Raw genomic sequence first — 15,291 nt, forward strand, 5'->3', positions numbered from 1 at the left:
ACAGAAAGATCAACTGGTAGTAATCCGTACTGAACATATTATACATTATTTTCAGTATAGTTGAGCTTATTATTGACTAGAGTCATGCTCTGTTCTCTAAAAGGCTAAGGGATCCCTGGGCCTCGCGATCTGGAGTAGCAGCGGGCTATCCTTCAACTGCTTACAAAGCAGTGAAGAAATCTGGCCTAAATGGGATGTGGCCCATCCAAAGCCCTGGGATTGCCGTTGGGATCCCGTTCACCCCTGGGGATGACATCCCCCCTGGCAGGATAGGAACTCCAGAGCAGGGGATGTATGATGCCTAGCACGGCTTTTTCGGAGCAATCGCAGAGAAAGCTGTACCGACAGGTTGTCCTGGGGATCAGCCAGGGCATGTAAAGGGGAAAGTCCGGTGCAAATCCGGCGCTGTGCCGCAACTGTGATGGGCTTGGGCTAGACCTATGCCCTCAGTCAGGATGCCCGCCTGCGGTTCTGGCTCGTCTTTCTTCCGCGTCGCACGGAATCAGGAGCTTCAAGAAAGAAAATGAATCCCATTCTAGGTCTCAGCCTGGCGCTGGGGAGACTTGTTTTGGGGATCCCAGCGTGGGCGCAGCCGGCGGCCTCTTCACCTTCAGCTCAAGAGGTGTTGGAAACCGGTGTTAGCGCCGAGATTTTAAATCAACCCGTCACCACACCTTTTCGCCGTCCTGGTTTGCTGCGGGATTCTTCCCGCCCGGTTTACGTCATTACCCGCCAGCAAATTCGAGAGCAAGGGGCAAGAACCGTTCAGGAGGCCCTGCGCTACCTGCCCGGGATCCTCAGCGACGGCACGGCGGGAACCCAGTTGGGAGCCCTTAGCTCCCAGTTTATGCGGGGAGGACGAACGGCCCAGGTGTTGGTGCTGTTGGATGGCCGCCCCATTAACGACCTGGGCTTTTTTGGCGGGTTCGATCTGTCTCAGATCACTACAGATGTGGTCGAGCGTATTGAGATCTCTCCAGGTGGGGGCTCCACCTTATACGGCTCCGATGCCGTTGGCGGGGTCATCAACATCGTGACGCTGGATCCAAAGCCGGGATCCGAGACCGTGCTGGAAGCGGCTATCGGCAGCTACGGCCTCAACGAGCAAGGGATCCAGAACCGCGGCCAGGTGCAGGATCTGGGCTGGGTGGTCAGCTATCGCCGTCTGCAGAGCAACAACGACTTTCCTTTTGAAATTAGGCGTTTGGGCAAAGCCGGCAGGCGGGAGAACTCGGCGGTGGAGTACCACAACCTACAAGCCAAGCTCACCTGGCAATTGGCAGAAGGCCAAGTCCTAACCGGAAATGCCCTTTATCTCAACAAAGCGTTTCAGGTGCCTGGCAGCACCGAGTTTCCCTCCCCCGATGCAGTGCAAAACACCAACGACCTGCTGTTAGATCTCAGTTGGCTGTGGGATCAAGAGAGGGGATCCCTGCAAGCTAGGGTATTTTTTGACGACCTCAACTATCGCTTCAGCGCCCCACAAAGCCAGGGATCCCGGGATGAGATCCTGCGAACGGGGTGGGGATCCCAACTGCAATACACCTGGAAGGCTGCTGAAAACCTGGAGCTTACTCTAGGAGCGGATTACCGATCCATTTCAGCTCGCAACACCACCTTCTCCTTTGCCAGGGGATCCACCAATGTCAACTACGACAATACCGTGAACCAAGGGGCCCTCTTTGCCCGCCTGGATTACAAGCCACAGCCCAACTTTTATCTCAACTTAGGTGTTCGCCAAGATTCGAGCAATCTGGTCAACGGTTCGGCCACCTCTCCTGCCGCAGGGATCCGCTGGGTTTTGGCAGAAGGCACCACCCTGAGGGCCAATTATGCCGGCAGCTTTCGCACTCCCTTGATCTCAAACCTGTTCTTTCGGCTGCGCGGCTTTTTTGAAGTCGACGGCAACCCCAATTTGCGCCCGGAGCGGGGAGAGAGTTTTGACATTGGCCTGGATCAGGCTCTGGGAGATTTTGGCCTACTGCGCTTGACCTTTGCCCATAACCGCATCCGCGATGGCATTACCTTTGTCAGCACTGGCCCGAGCAGGGGAACCTACGAAAACATTGAGCTCGTGGAATACACGGGCTTGGAAGCAGCCCTGGATTTGCGATTGGGGGAAAACTGGACTCTTTTTGCCAACTACACCCTGAACGATCCCATCATCCGCTCGGCGCTGGATCCCAAAGCGGTTGGCAAACAGCTAGCCTTCGTGGGAGCAGACAGCTTCAACCTGGGCCTGAGCTACCGCGATGCAGAGGATCGGTATGCCTCAGTTTTCCTGCATCACATTGGCACTTTCTTTACCAACAACGCCAATACCCAATCTCTGCCCGGCTACACCAACCTGGCTCTGCGGGGAGGGATCCCAGTAGCAGAAAATCTCGCTCTAGAAGTGGGGGTTGATAACCTGCTGGATGAGCAATATGAGGTTTTCCCCGGCTACCCAGGAGTGGGTCGCACCGTTCGGCTCAATCTGAGAGGCCAATTTTAAAGGCTTAGCCATTTCGCTCACTGCTTGACCACTCGCTTAGATATTGAGATCATTTCCCCTTCTTCATCGCGCCCTTTACAGTCAAGTCTGGATTGCAAGTTATGCCGGTATCAAGCAGCTCTGTGTCTCAATCAACTTCCCAGTTGCCAGTTCAAGCTGGCAGCGCTGCTCAGCAACCCAGCGGTCATTATCTCTGGGTTTGCATCACCTGCGGATCTCGGTGGGTTAACGGCCAAAAAGAAGGGACTAGCAAGGGAGAAATGCTGCTGTCTGCCCTGCAATCCCAAACCCTCCACCCCCAACTAACTCTAAAACCAGTTGCCTGTATGAGCGCCTGCAGCCATGCTTGCGTTGTTGCGTTGGCAGCACCTCAAAAGATGACCTATGTTTTTGGAGATCTGGATCCAAAAGATGTGGAGCTGATTCTGCAGACAGCAGAGCTCTACCTAACCAAGTTGGATGGGATCCTACCCTGGGCCGAGCGCCCTCTGAAAAAAGAGGTGATTACTCGTATTCCACCACTACCTTGAGGAGCTCTCTCATGGCCGCTTTCACGCCCTGGATAACCCCTCTCCATCAAACTTGGCAGGAAGTTTCTTTAACGGGTTGGACAACCCTTTATGAAGGGATCCCTGCCCACATCGACTGCTTGGGGCCGTTGCTCTACGAGCTGTTTCAAGAGCACTGGGCCGAGATCCAGGTGGGCCATGTGGCGGAAGGCGGGGTGCTGGAGCTGGCTTTCAAGAAACCTCCAGCTTTGTGCGTGCTCTACGATGGCTATCTAACCGTTGCCACCGAAACTTGGCACCTGCATTTGTGCCTGGAGGAGCACCAAGGCGGCCCCCATCGCAAGACCCCACCCGAGCTGCGCCGCAAAAGATTGGTTAGCCGTGCTGCTCTCTACCGGCGCCTCAATCCCCAAGGTCAGCCCCGCATGTGGGGGATCCAATTCTGGAATGGAGCAGAAGAGCCTTTGCTGCAGATTTTTCTGCCCAGCCCCTTTTTGGGGCCAGAGGAAGACTACCTGCCGGAAGGCAAAGCAGATTACCAAAAGCTTTCTCTTTACGAGCGCATCCGCGCCATCTATGTGCAGGGGAAAGAGCGGATCCCCTATGAGGATAACCCTCTTAAACGTCCCTACCTTGCTGTTTGTCGTTCCAGCCGTTGTTATCCTTCCCGCAACTACCAACCGGTTGTAGAAGCTCTGGAATCCGCCCTTCGAGAAGCCAACCTAGACGTACAGGTTATCACCTCAGGCTGCTTGGAAGTTTGCCAACAGGGGCCGGTGGTTTTTTACTCCGGAGATTGCACCTGGTACAAGCGGGTTACTCCCCAAGTAGCTCGACAAATTGTTTTTGAGCATTTGCTTAATAGCTGTCCTCTGAAAGACCACCTTTTTCCAGGAGATTAAAGCATGATTGGCCTGCAATCGAGTGCTCAACCTATCCCCAGATCTTGCCGCTTGATCTCAGCCCCACTTTGGATACAAGCTGCTCAAGATTTGGCCCAAGGCTGGTTCTGGCCCAGCTTGTTTACCACCGTCGGCTGTCTCAGCAATATTGCTTATACATGTACCCTTCCCTTTGTAACTGTTGGTATTGTTGCGGGCACAACTTTAACCCGCCAAAGGGCAATCATTAGTGCTTTGATGATTTGGCTGGCCAACCAAATCTTTGGCTACACCTGGCACAACTATCCCCGCACTCCCGATTCGTTTGCCTGGGGGTTGGTGCTGGGGATCGGCACGGTGGGGATTGCTCTTGCTGGCGGTTACCGACCTCTGTTTTCTCAGTCCAAGCCGCTTCGGCCAAGGCAACTGCTGCTGAACTATCTCTGGATCCCGGCCATGCTCATCTTGGGGTTTCTGGCTTTTGAAGGGCTGATTTTGGCAGCCGGCCTGGTCTTGGGGGGAACGGAGGGCTTGACCCTGTCCATCCTGGGCAAAATCTGGTTGCACAACTGGCTGTGGACAGGACTTTGGATTGGGATCCACACCCTGCTGGTGTGGGATAGAGGACGTCGCCGGGTGTGGCTTGGAGAGGAGAAACTGCGGTGAGCTGCTCCCGTACAAGCTCTTCCCATCCCGTCAGCGGTGCGGAGCACTTTTGCAGTGATCTGGAACATCCCCAAGAGGGATCCAGGCCAAAATAGGGGCGACCTATGTGGGAGGGGATCCCTTTGCAACTCAGTCGCGTTAACAGTGAGCATGACTCTAGTCAATGATACGCTGGACTATACTGAAAATAATGTACAGTATGTTCAGTATGGCTGCTTGGTATGGCTAGGTATGTAAAACCGAGAGAAGCGGCGGATTATTTTGGGGTGTGTCTCCACACTTTGAGGCGATGGGAACAGAAAGGCTGGATCAAGGCAATACGTACACCATCCGGCAGGGCGAGAAGGTATGACCTCGACAGCTACATCAAAACGCCAAGAAAAGTCAAACGAGTCGTTTTGTACGCCCGAGTCAGCAGTCGAGGGCAGAAACCAGACTTGGAGAGACAGATTGCAAGACTGGTTAACCTCTATCCTGGAGCCGAAGTGGTCGGAGAGGTTGGCGGCGGTCTCGACTTCAAAAGACCAAAGTTCCTTGCCTTATTGGAACGAGTCCGTGCGGGAGATATCGGAACGATTGTGGTCGCTCACCGGGATCGACTCTGCCGGTTTGGATTTGAGTTCGTTGAGTGGTACTGCCGTCAATACGGATGCGAAATCTTGGTTCTCGATGACGATCGCCTTTCTCCCCAACAGGAACTGGTTGAGGACATCCTCACCATCCTGCACTGCTTCAGCAGTCGGCTCTACGGACTCAGAAAATACCGGGCTGCAATCGAGAAAGATACGGATTTATCCGGAGCCAGCGCTGGCTAAAGTCTGGAAGCGGTGGCAAGCGGCGTGCCGGTACTGCTACAACCAAGCGATTGCCTATCAGCGTCAGCATGGTGCCCCAAAAACGGCCAGAAAGCTGCGGGACATCATCCTGCGCTCCGACCTGCCCCAGTGGGTAAAGGACGCCCCTTGCCACATCAAGCAGAACGCGGTCGTCGAGGCGTGGTTGGCGTTTCGCCGAAGCAAAGACGCGAGGTTTGGCAGTGTGCGAGACAGGTCGCATACGCTGCAGTTCAACGCCGGCAACTTTCGCAATGGGACGTGGTATCCGAAACTCACCCGAGGTTTGGCGTTCCGTGCGTCCGAGGAGATACCCAGAGAATGGGCACGTGGGACTGAACTAATGCGGGTGAAAGACAGATGGTATGCCATCTTTCCTGAGCCCGTGAACGAGCAGTGTTCGTTAGCAAAGGGGGTGATCGCACTTGATCCTGGAGTAAGAAGCTTCCTTACAGGGTTTGATGGGGCGGGCTTTGTAGATATCGCCAAGGGAGACTTTGGCAGGATCGTTCGGCTGTGCTACCACCTAGACGATCTGCAATCTAGGCTGAGCAAAGCGCCGAGGCCCAAGCGTAGGCGAATGCGGCAAGCGGCGTTTCGTCTGCGGGAGAGAATCAGGAACCTGGTGGACGAGTGCCATCGCAAGGTAGCAGCGTTCCTAACGGATAACTACCGATTGATATTCCTCCCCACTTTCGAGTCAGCCAAGATGGTTGCCAAGGCGGGGAGGAGGTTTGGTAGCAAGACGGCGAGGGCGATGCTCACCTGGGCGCATTATCGGTTCAAGCAGTTCCTGAAGTTTCAAGCCCAAAAGAAAAACGTGGTTGTCGTGGAAGTATCGGAAGCGTACACCAGCAAAACCTGTACCAAGTGCGGGCACATCCACACCAAGTTGGGTGGCGCAAAGGTGTTTAGATGCCCAAAGTGCAACCACAGGCTACCACGAGATTGGCAAGGCGCTCTGGGTGTTATGCTCAGAGCTTTGCGGGATACCGCCTTTCTGTTCGGCCTCCGGCCCGCTAACGCGGTCGCGTCAGCGTCGCGTAGTGACAACGGAAATGGACAGAATGCTATCGCTTCACCGTTGAGCAGTAATGGTCAGCAGTGTTCAGCGTAAATGTATCAGCATTCCTGCCATCCTCTGCTCTTGGCTTCCCAACGCCTCTTGCTGTTCAGCGGCAAGGGAGGAGTGGGCAAAACAACCTTGACCTGCGCGCTGGCTCGCCAACTGGCCCAGGTGGATCCCCAGCGCCGTCTGCTCCTGATGTCCACGGATCCCGCCCACTCGCTGGGGGACGTGCTGCAAATCTCGGTTACGGATGTGGCCCAACCCCTGCCGGATCGCCCCAATTTGCAGGTGCGGGCTTTGCAAGCGGAGATTTTGTTGCAATCTTTTCGGCAAACCTATGGGCCGGCCCTGGAGCTCATTGCCGAGCGGGGCAGTTGGTTTGGCCGAGAGGATCTGCTGCCGATCTGGGATTTAGCCTGGCCGGGGGTGGATGAGCTGATGGCCATTCTGGAGGTCAACCGGCTGCTGGCGAGGGAGGAGGTGGATACGGTCATCCTGGATACGGCCCCCACCGGGCACACCCTGCGGCTGTTGGAGCTGCCCGACTTTTTGGATAATCTTCTGGCTGTGTTTGCCACCTTTCAGGCCAAGCACCGGGAGATCGCCCAAGCCCTGACGGGCACCTATCGACCGGATGAGGCGGATGCGTTTTTGGCCCAGTTGCAGGGGGAACTTGAGGGGGGCAAAGCCCGCTTGACCAATCCGGAGAGCACCTCTGCTTGGCTGGTGATGATCCCGGAGCAGTTGAGCGTGGCGGAAACCCGCCGCTTTTGTCAGCAACTGCAAAGCCGCCGCGTGCCCATCGGCGGCCTTCTGGTCAATCAGGTGCTGTTTCTAGGAGAAAATACCAGTCAATCCTCACTGCCCACCGCTCTCCCCTCTTCCCTCTACTTGGCGCGGCAGCAAGAACAGGGGCGCGTGCTCAAAGCCCTGCAGGAGGAGCTGCCCGGATATCCTATCTGGATCTGTCCTTATCAACTGCAGGAGCCGGTTGGGTTGGCGGCCCTGGATGAGCTGGTGCAGCAGCTTCGCCCCTTGCCAGAGGTGCTGCTGGAGTTGGAAGGGATCCCAGAGCAAAAAGCAGAGAGCCAAGAGAAGAGAAAGTCTCTCTTCTCCACCCTCTTCCCTTCCTTCAAGGGGATCCCGTCCCTACCGGATTTTTTGACCCAAGGGATCCGACTGGTGTTGGTGGGGGGCAAAGGGGGTGTGGGCAAGACGACGGTGGCCGGGGCCCTGGCTTGGACCTTGGCCAAGCGCCATCCCGACAAGCAGCTCTTGCTGGTCTCCATCGATCCGGCTCACTCGCTGGGGGATCTGTTTCAGACGAAACTGGGTCAGGATCCCATTCCCCTGCTGCCCAACCTGCTGGGGCAGGAGGTCGATGCGGCGGCGGTGCTGGAGCAATTCCGGCAGGATTATCTGGAGGAGGTGGCGGCCATCTTGGCGGGGGAGGGGACGGCAGGGGTGGAAGTCGAATACGACCCACAGGCGTGGCGGCAACTGCTGCAGATGCCCCCACCCGGCCTGGATGAGGTGATGGCCCTGTTGAGTGTTCTCCGACAGGAGACGAGCGGGCAGTTCGACCTGGTGGTGCTGGACACGGCCCCCACAGGGCATCTCCTGCGGTTTCTGCAGATGCCCCAGGCTCTGGAGGGCTGGGTAAGCTTGGCCCTGAAGCTGTGGCTGAAATATCGGGATGTGGTGGGCAGGCCGGAATGGGCGCAGCGGATGCGGGAGCTTTTGGCCCAGGTGCGGCAGCTTCGGCAGCAGCTCCAGGATCCCCAGTTTGTTACCTTTATCCCCGTCTTTAACCCCGAGCAAGCAGTTCTGGCGGAAACCGAGCGTCTCTTGGCGGAACTGGATGCTTTGGGGATCCCTCATCCCTACGCCGTTCTCAATCGGGTGTGGTTGGAGGATTCTACCCCCTTTGGAGAGGCCCTCCGCCGTCGTCACCAGACTCTTCTGGCCCAGCTCCCCCAGCCATTTTCCCAGCAGGCCATCTTGACCATCCCCTTCCTACATCCTCCCAGCTTGGAGAATATCGGCTCCTACTTATTGGCTCCTCAGGAGCCCTAACCTAGGGGTAGACCTTGCTCACCCAAGGAGTTATGGATCCCCATCTGGAAGAACGCGCCCGCGAGCTGCGCACCCTGCTGCAGAAGGCCAGCATTGCCTACTATGTCCACGATGCGCCCATCCTGGAAGACAGCGTTTACGACCGCCTCTACCGCGAGCTGCAAGAGCTGGAGCGGGCTTACCCTGAACTGGTCACTCCCGATAGCCCTACTCAGCGGGTGGGAGAAAAACCTGCAGAGCATTTTCCCACCGTCTTCCACCGCATCCCCCTCTACAGTTTGGAAAACGCTTTCAACCCAGAAGAACTGGAGGAGTGGCAAGAGCGTCTGCTGCGAGTTTTGGGCCGTGCCCCTGTTCCCGACAGCAGGACAGAGGGAGAGCTGGAATATGTCTGTGAGCTGAAGATTGATGGTGCTGCCTTGGCCCTAACCTACATCAATGGTCTTTTGGAGCGGGGCGCTACTCGGGGGGACGGACAGGCCGGAGAGGACATCACCCCCAACGTGCGCGCCATTCGTTCGATTCCCCTGCGGCTGGCGACAGCAGATCCGCCTCCCGTTTTGGAGGTGCGGGGGGAAGTCTATCTGGCCCTAGCCGAGTTTGAACGGATCAACCAAGAGCGTCGTTCCGCTGGGGATCCCCCCTTTGCCAACCCGCGCAACTGTGCTGCCGGTACCCTGCGGCAGTTGGATAGCCGCGTTGTGGCCGCCCGCAAGCTCAGCTTCTTCGCCTACGCCCTCCACTGGCCGGAGGGATGGCCTGCCGGGGATCCCCCGCAAACCCAGTGGCAGTGTCTGCAGCAGCTCAAGGAATTGGGATTTCCAGTCAACCCCCTTTCCCAGGTCTGTCGGGGCTTGGGAGAAGTGATCCAGTTTTACGAGCGGTGGCGGGGTGCCCAGCTCCCCTACGCCAGCGACGGGGTGGTGGTGAAATTGAACTCCTTGCGGCTGCAGGAGGAGGCCGGCTTTACGCAAAAATTTCCCCGCTGGGCCATTGCCCTCAAATACCCTGCCCAGGAAGTCCCCACCCGCATCCGCGCCATCGTGGCCAGCGTGGGCCGTACCGGCGCCGTCACTCCAGTGGCAGAGTTGGAGCCGGTTCCTTTGGCCGGCACCCTTGTCAGCCGCGCCAGCCTGCACAATGCCGATCGCCTGCGGGAGCTGGATGTGCACATCGGCGATACTGCCATCGTGCGCAAAGCCGGGGAGATCATCCCGGAGGTGGTCGGGATCCTGAAGGAATTGCGCCCTGCCGATGCCGTTCCCTACAGCCTGCCCAGCCAGTGCCCCGAATGCCACGCCCCTTTGGTTCGTCCCCCCGGCGAAGCCGTGACCCGCTGCCCCAACCCCGAGTGCCCGGCCAAGCTGCGGGGCCAATTGCAGCACTGGGCCAGCCGTGATGCTTTGGATATCGAAGGCTTAGGGGAAAAGCGGGCAGCCCAATTGGTGGAGAGCTTGGGGGTGCGCACCGTAGCCGATCTCTACCGCCTCACCCCAGAGCAGTTGCAGGGCTTGGAGGGGATGGGATCCCGCTCCAGCCAAAAGCTGGTGCAAGCCATTCAGCGCTCTCGCCAGCAGCCCTGGGAACGGGTGCTCTACGGGCTGGGGATCCCCCATGTGGGGGTGGTCACCGCCCAGATTTTGGCCGGCCATTTTCCCACCCCTGAGCTTTTGGCCCAAGCCAGCGCAGAAACCATCGCCCAGATCTACGGGATAGGCGCGGAAGTGGCCGAAGCGGTGGTGGCCTGGTTTGCCGAGCCGGCCCATCGTCGCCTGTTGCAGGAGTTGCAGGCGCTAGGGATCCCCGCTCTTCCTCAGCAGGAGAGCCCTGCCGTCTCCCAGATCCTGGCCGGGAAAAAATTCGTAATCACCGGCACCTTGCCCACCCTCTCCCGCCAGCAGGCCAAGGCTTGGATTGAGAGTCGGGGGGGCAAAGTCACCGCCAGCGTCAGCCGCCAAACCGACTACGTGGTGGTGGGCTCTGACCCCGGCTCCAAGCTGGAGCAAGCCCAACAACTGGGGATCCCCCTGCTGACCGAAGCGGAGCTGTTGGCGCTGGATCCCACCGTGGAATCCGGTGATCTGCATCCTTGACAGGGTGGATCCCCGAAAAACTTGGGTAGGGTGGGTTGTCTTAGCGGCAGGGATAATTTATGATTCACCTGTAGTGAGGAGTGGACGCCAATAGGGGGAAGCGAACGAAACACGGACAGTTCCTTCCCCTTTTTGGTTACAAAAAGGCGCGGCCACACCTCCAAAAAGTATCCAAGTTAACTGAAGGATTCCTTTGCCAGTGCCAGATAAGGTCAACTATGATGGGATCAGCGGAGACGCATGTTTCCGTTCACTCCTCACACCATCTTCCGCTCGGCGTCAAGTCGGGCGGTTTTTCTATAAATCCGTCCAAAGGATGTATGACCATTCCCGATAGCAGCGAAACGGCTCACCCCTTCCATTTCCAGTTTTCCTCCTTGTGAGACACTTGGGGAGAACCGAGGCTGTGGCGTTTGCACGGGTAGCGCAGAGCGCTGGAGAAGCTTATGGTCACTTTGAAGCAAGAATGAAACACCTCCGTTGCATTGCTTCCCAGCTCCCTTTTGAAGAGTGGGTGGTCGCAGAAGCGGCACGGAGCGCTTGGGAAGTGTCTCAATCCAGTTTGAAATGACTATATCTCCAGTCTTTCCAGTTGATCCCCATGGGAATCTCTTGGCACCCTGCCCCCTTGGGGATCCGGAAACAAGCCCTACGAGCCCAGTGGAGATGCTAGACTAGTAGGTCAGTGAGATTCCACCAACTTCGGCCTCCTTACGCTTTCGCAGCCAATTTGCGACTGGATTGGAAGGTTTAGTTTTCTTCTGGCTTTTGCCGGATTAGGATAGCCAAGAGCAAGCAGCAACGAGGATCCCATGGCCAAATATGACTCCCATCTAAAGTGCTCCTTCTGCAACAAGTCACAGGATCAGGTGCGTAAGTTGATTGCGGGGCCGGGGGTCTACATCTGTGACGAGTGCGTGGAGCTCTGCAACGAGATTTTGGATGAGGAACTCTACGACGGCAACACTCCTCCTGCTGCCGCCCCTGCCGCCAGCCGTCGCGAAACCCCCAAAAAACCCTCCCGCAGCCTGCCTTCTTTGGCGCAGTTGCCCAAGCCGCAGGAGATCATGCGCTATCTCGACCAATATGTGATTGGCCAAGAAAAAGCTAAGAAGGTTTTGTCGGTGGCGGTTTACAACCACTACAAGCGTCTGGCTGCCAAGGCCAACCCCGGTAGCGTCGGAGTTTCGGAACTGGATGAGGTGGAGCTACAGAAGTCCAACATTTTGATCATTGGCCCCACTGGCTCCGGCAAAACCCTGCTGGCGGAAACCCTGGCTCGCATGTTGGATGTGCCTTTTGCGGTTGCAGATGCTACCACCCTTACGGAAGCTGGCTATGTGGGCGAGGATGTGGAAAACATCCTGTTGCGCCTGCTGCAGGTGGCGGACATGGACGTAGAAGAGGCCCAGCGCGGCATCATCTACATCGACGAAATCGACAAAATTGCCCGCAAAAGCGAGAACCCCTCCATTACCCGCGATGTCTCCGGCGAGGGGGTGCAGCAGGCTTTGTTGAAGATGCTGGAAGGGACAATAGCCAACGTGCCTCCCCAGGGAGGGCGCAAGCACCCCTATCAAGACTGCATTCAAATCGACACTTCCAACATCCTCTTCATTTGCGGGGGGGCTTTTGTTGGCCTGGAAAAAGTAATCGAGCAGCGCATCGGCAAGAAATCGATGGGCTTTATCAAGCCAGGAGAGCAATTGTCGGTTACCCGCGAGCAACGCATGGCGAATGCCCTCAAGGCTTTGGAGCCTGAAGACTTGATCAAGTACGGCATGATTCCCGAATTCACGGGGCGGCTCCCGGTAGTGGCGACTTTGGATCCGCTGGATGAGAAGGCGCTGGAGGCGATCCTGACGCAGCCCAAAAACGCCATTCTCAAGCAGGCGCAAAAGCTGCTGCGCATGGACGGGGTGGAACTGGAGTTTGAACCTGCCGCCATTGCTGCCATTGCCAAAGAGGCTTATCGCCGCAAGACCGGGGCTCGTGCCCTGCGGGCCATTGTGGAAGAGCTAATGCTGGATGTGATGTACGAGGCACCCTCCCGCCGCGACCTAAAGCACATCCGCATCACCGCAGAGATGGTGGAGCGCCGTTCCACCCGCGAGCTGATTCCTCACCCCTCTACGCTGCCCAAGCCTGAGTCGGCCTAGAGTCGCGGCCCTTCCGATCCCTGCTGGATGAACTTATGATCTGTTCTTGAAAGAGGGGGCAGGAGATCCTATGGCAGGGACTGCGTTCCGCTGGCGCGAACGACAGCGGGTGGATCGTGAATATGCGGTAATTGGTCTGGGGCGCTTTGGTTCTAGCTTGGCTCTCACCTTGATGGAGCGAGGGCACAATGTCTTGGGGATCGACCGCAGCCGTGAGATCGTGCAGCGCCTGGCGGATCAGCTGACGCAGGTGGTGGCACTCGATTCCAGCGATGAAGATGCGCTGCGAGCGGTGGATATCCTCTCCTTCGACACGGTGGTGGTGGCCATTGGCAGCGATTTTGAGAGCAATTTGCTGACGACGGTGGCCCTGAAAAGTCTGGGGGTGCGCAATGTGGTCTGTAAGGCGTCGACCGAGCGGCAACGCTCTATTCTCCTGCGAGTGGGGGCAGATCGGGTGGTGTTGCCGGAGCAAGAGGCAGGGCGCCGTTTGGCTCAGGTGTTGACAGCACCGGGGATCCTAGATCAGCTAGAGCTGGAGCCGGGCTACAGCATTACGGAATTACAGGTGCCGGAGGCGTTGGTGGGCCATACGCTGGCGGAGTCGGATCTGCGTCGCCGCTTCGGCATCACGGTGCTGGTGGTGAAGCGAAAGCAATCGCTGGTGGTCTCTCCCCCCGCAGACTACCTGCTGGAAAAGGGGGATTTGCTGGTGGTTCTGGGGGCCAATACCAACATCTCGCGGCTGAATGAAATGTAGGGAGGGCTCCGATGAGAGAGGGCTCCGTCCCGCTTCCGCCAGAGGAGGGCTCTGAGCGCTTGGTTCCACCGGTACCATCCCGCGCCCGCCACCTGCCGACACCGGGCTCGGCATTGTCTCAGTCTTCTAGGGCCTTCGGGAATCGTCTGCAGTGGTTTTTTGGGGGGGACAGGCGTCGCCCGCTGCCGCCGCCATTGCGGCTGGTCACAGGGTTGGGGCTCTTGGCAGTGGTGGGAACTTTGGTGCTCATGTTGCCGGGGATCGGGCGCGGGGATCCCTTGAGCTGGAATGAGGCGCTGTTTACGGCCATGTCGGCCCTGAGCGTGACGGGGCTCTCGACGATTGTGGCGGCGGAGGATCTCACCCTGTTGGGCCAGATTGTGCTGCTGATCCTGATTCAGATTGGCGGGGTGGGCTTCATGGTGTTGGCGGTGGTGGTGTTTCAACTGATCGGGCGGCGCATTTCCCTGCTCAATCGCTTGGCGCTGTGCAATTCGCTGGGGCTCATCGATCCGGGGGCGATCTTGGAATTGACTCGGCGGGTGCTGCTGGGGGTCACCCTCATTGAGTTGGGGGGGGCTTTGCTGCTCTGGGTGCATTGGCGGGATCTCTATGGGCCGGAGCGGGCGGTTTTTCTGGCTATTTTTCACGCGGTGTCGGCCTTTTGTAATGCGGGATTCGACCTGTTTGGCCGGGAAGGGATCCCTACAGACGGTCTGTCGCTGGCGATTTTGGCCGGTCTGATTTTTATCGGCGGTTTGGGCATCCCAGTTTTGTCGGATTTGTTAACCTGGCCACGGGGCCACCGCCCCTCTCTGCACACCCGGATTACCCTGGGCGTGGTGGTGGTTTTGCTCTGCACGGGCGGCATTGGCTTGTTTTTGGGAGAGAGCTTGCCCGGCGGATCCCTGCTGGAGGTAAGCTGGCCCCACCGCTTGGGCCTGACGTTTTTTCAGTCGGTTTCTGCCCGAACGGCTGGGTTTGCCGGGATCCCCATTGAGGATTTGACCCCGGCCAGCCAGTTGCTGCTGATGGCTCTCATGTTTATTGGGGCAGCCCCAGCTTCTATGGGGGGCGGCATGACCACCGGCACCTTGGCGGTGTTGGTGTTGGCCCTCTGGGGCTATGCCCGCGGTTTGCCCAGCGCTCAGATTGCCGGGCGCAGCTTGGATCCCTCCATGGTGCGCAAGGCGGCAGCGGTGTTAACGGTTTCTCTGTTTGTGGTATTGTTGGCGGCTTGGTTGATTTTGCTGACCCACAGTAACAGTAGGTTGGATCCGGTGTTGTTTGAAGTGATCTCCGCCTTTGCCACCTGCGGCCTCTCGACGGGCTTTACCGGGGAGCTCAACTGGTTTGGCCAACTGATCATTGTGCTGGTGATGTTCTGGGGCCGGTTGGGGGCATTGACGATTGTCTTGGCCTTGGCTCAACAACAGCCCCGCCCGTTGGTAACCTACCCTGAAGAGTCGATCCTAATCGGTTAGTCCAGAACTGAGGAGAGAGCAGCCTCCGTTAGCTAAACCGCCGAGAAGCCCCGCCCTCTGTCCGTAGGACGTATGGCCTACGGCCCGCTGAAGCGAACGTGCTAGCGGCGCGGAGTGCTTGGGTCGGGATGAGAGGCGGGAGTACCTTGGCTTTCAATGTACTGGCGCAATACCGAGACTGTTACCCCACCACATGAAGCGATGAAATAAGATTCATTCCACAGCACATTTTTCCGGTATATCTTGCTGATGTAATCCGCAAACTCG

12 protein-coding genes and 1 riboswitch are annotated in these 15,291 nt (G+C 57.7%); of the genes, 11 read left to right on the forward strand and 1 reads right to left on the reverse strand.

What is annotated here, in order from left to right; translation table 11 throughout:
• Nucleotides 1-328: 328 nt before the first annotated feature.
• Nucleotides 329-481: riboswitch (cobalamin riboswitch) on the forward strand.
• Between the two features lie 42 nt (nucleotides 482-523).
• From ACVWXE_RS13140 to ACVWXE_RS13190, 11 genes are all read left to right on the forward strand, one after another.
• Nucleotides 524-2,494: a TonB-dependent receptor plug domain-containing protein gene (locus ACVWXE_RS13140; protein WP_457490520.1), complete on the forward strand. Its 1,971-nt coding sequence runs from the start codon at nucleotides 524-526 to the stop codon at nucleotides 2,492-2,494.
• Nucleotides 2,495-2,595: 101 nt separating this feature from the next.
• Complete coding sequence (locus ACVWXE_RS13145; RefSeq protein ID WP_457490521.1) at nucleotides 2,596-3,024, forward strand: DUF1636 domain-containing protein; 429 nt, start codon at nucleotides 2,596-2,598, stop codon at nucleotides 3,022-3,024.
• Between the two features lie 11 nt (nucleotides 3,025-3,035).
• Complete coding sequence (locus ACVWXE_RS13150) at nucleotides 3,036-3,905, forward strand: (2Fe-2S) ferredoxin domain-containing protein (RefSeq protein WP_457490522.1); 870 nt, start codon at nucleotides 3,036-3,038, stop codon at nucleotides 3,903-3,905.
• 237 nt (nucleotides 3,906-4,142) lie between these two features.
• A complete protein-coding gene (locus ACVWXE_RS13155; protein WP_457490523.1) occupies nucleotides 4,143-4,550 on the forward strand; it encodes a hypothetical protein in 408 nt (135 codons plus the stop codon).
• A 221-nt stretch (nucleotides 4,551-4,771) separates the two neighbouring features.
• Entirely contained in the window at nucleotides 4,772-5,365 is a 594-nt protein-coding gene (locus ACVWXE_RS13160) for an IS607 family transposase (protein WP_457490524.1), read from the forward strand.
• Nucleotides 5,253-6,500 carry an RNA-guided endonuclease InsQ/TnpB family protein gene (locus ACVWXE_RS13165; RefSeq protein ID WP_457490527.1) on the forward strand — a complete coding sequence of 416 codons (1,248 nt, stop codon included), beginning with the start codon at nucleotides 5,253-5,255 and terminating at the stop codon, nucleotides 6,498-6,500. The genes ACVWXE_RS13160 and ACVWXE_RS13165 overlap by 113 nt, the downstream gene beginning before the upstream one ends.
• Complete coding sequence (locus ACVWXE_RS13170) at nucleotides 6,501-8,528, forward strand: ArsA family ATPase (protein ID WP_457490525.1); 2,028 nt, start codon at nucleotides 6,501-6,503, stop codon at nucleotides 8,526-8,528.
• Between the two features lie 32 nt (nucleotides 8,529-8,560).
• Nucleotides 8,561-10,621, forward strand: coding sequence for an NAD-dependent DNA ligase LigA (ligA, locus tag ACVWXE_RS13175; RefSeq protein ID WP_457490526.1), 2,061 nt, complete (start codon nucleotides 8,561-8,563; stop codon nucleotides 10,619-10,621).
• 812 nt (nucleotides 10,622-11,433) lie between these two features.
• Nucleotides 11,434-12,780 carry an ATP-dependent protease ATP-binding subunit ClpX gene (gene clpX, locus ACVWXE_RS13180; protein WP_414388367.1) on the forward strand — a complete coding sequence of 449 codons (1,347 nt, stop codon included), beginning with the start codon at nucleotides 11,434-11,436 and terminating at the stop codon, nucleotides 12,778-12,780.
• A gap of 70 nt (nucleotides 12,781-12,850) precedes the next feature.
• Complete coding sequence (locus ACVWXE_RS13185; RefSeq protein WP_414329043.1) at nucleotides 12,851-13,540, forward strand: potassium channel family protein; 690 nt, start codon at nucleotides 12,851-12,853, stop codon at nucleotides 13,538-13,540.
• 11 nt (nucleotides 13,541-13,551) lie between these two features.
• Nucleotides 13,552-15,024: a TrkH family potassium uptake protein gene (locus ACVWXE_RS13190; protein WP_011432961.1), complete on the forward strand. Its 1,473-nt coding sequence runs from the start codon at nucleotides 13,552-13,554 to the stop codon at nucleotides 15,022-15,024.
• 101 nt (nucleotides 15,025-15,125) lie between these two features.
• Here ACVWXE_RS13190 and ACVWXE_RS13195 read toward each other — a convergent pair.
• Nucleotides 15,126-15,291: transposase (locus tag ACVWXE_RS13195; RefSeq protein ID WP_457490528.1), on the reverse strand; the 166-nt coding region annotated here is incomplete at its 5' end.

Source organism: Thermostichus sp. MS-CIW-41 (assembly GCF_054058915.1).

What these genes read in the sequence shown, in the direction of transcription:
- ACVWXE_RS13140 (WP_457490520.1), top strand. Translation starts at nt 524, where the DNA reads ATGAATCCCATTCTAGGTCTCAGCCTGGCGCTGGGGAGACTTGTTTTG.
- ACVWXE_RS13145 (WP_457490521.1), top strand. Translation starts at nt 2,596, where the DNA reads ATGCCGGTATCAAGCAGCTCTGTGTCTCAATCAACTTCCCAGTTGCCA.
- ACVWXE_RS13150 (WP_457490522.1), top strand. Translation starts at nt 3,036, where the DNA reads ATGGCCGCTTTCACGCCCTGGATAACCCCTCTCCATCAAACTTGGCAG.
- ACVWXE_RS13155 (WP_457490523.1), top strand. Translation starts at nt 4,143, where the DNA reads ATGATTTGGCTGGCCAACCAAATCTTTGGCTACACCTGGCACAACTAT.
- ACVWXE_RS13160 (WP_457490524.1), top strand. Translation starts at nt 4,772, where the DNA reads ATGGCTAGGTATGTAAAACCGAGAGAAGCGGCGGATTATTTTGGGGTG.
- ACVWXE_RS13170 (WP_457490525.1), top strand. Translation starts at nt 6,501, where the DNA reads ATGTATCAGCATTCCTGCCATCCTCTGCTCTTGGCTTCCCAACGCCTC.
- ligA (WP_457490526.1), top strand. Translation starts at nt 8,561, where the DNA reads ATGGATCCCCATCTGGAAGAACGCGCCCGCGAGCTGCGCACCCTGCTG.
- clpX (WP_414388367.1), top strand. Translation starts at nt 11,434, where the DNA reads ATGGCCAAATATGACTCCCATCTAAAGTGCTCCTTCTGCAACAAGTCA.
- ACVWXE_RS13185 (WP_414329043.1), top strand. Translation starts at nt 12,851, where the DNA reads ATGGCAGGGACTGCGTTCCGCTGGCGCGAACGACAGCGGGTGGATCGT.
- ACVWXE_RS13190 (WP_011432961.1), top strand. Translation starts at nt 13,552, where the DNA reads ATGAGAGAGGGCTCCGTCCCGCTTCCGCCAGAGGAGGGCTCTGAGCGC.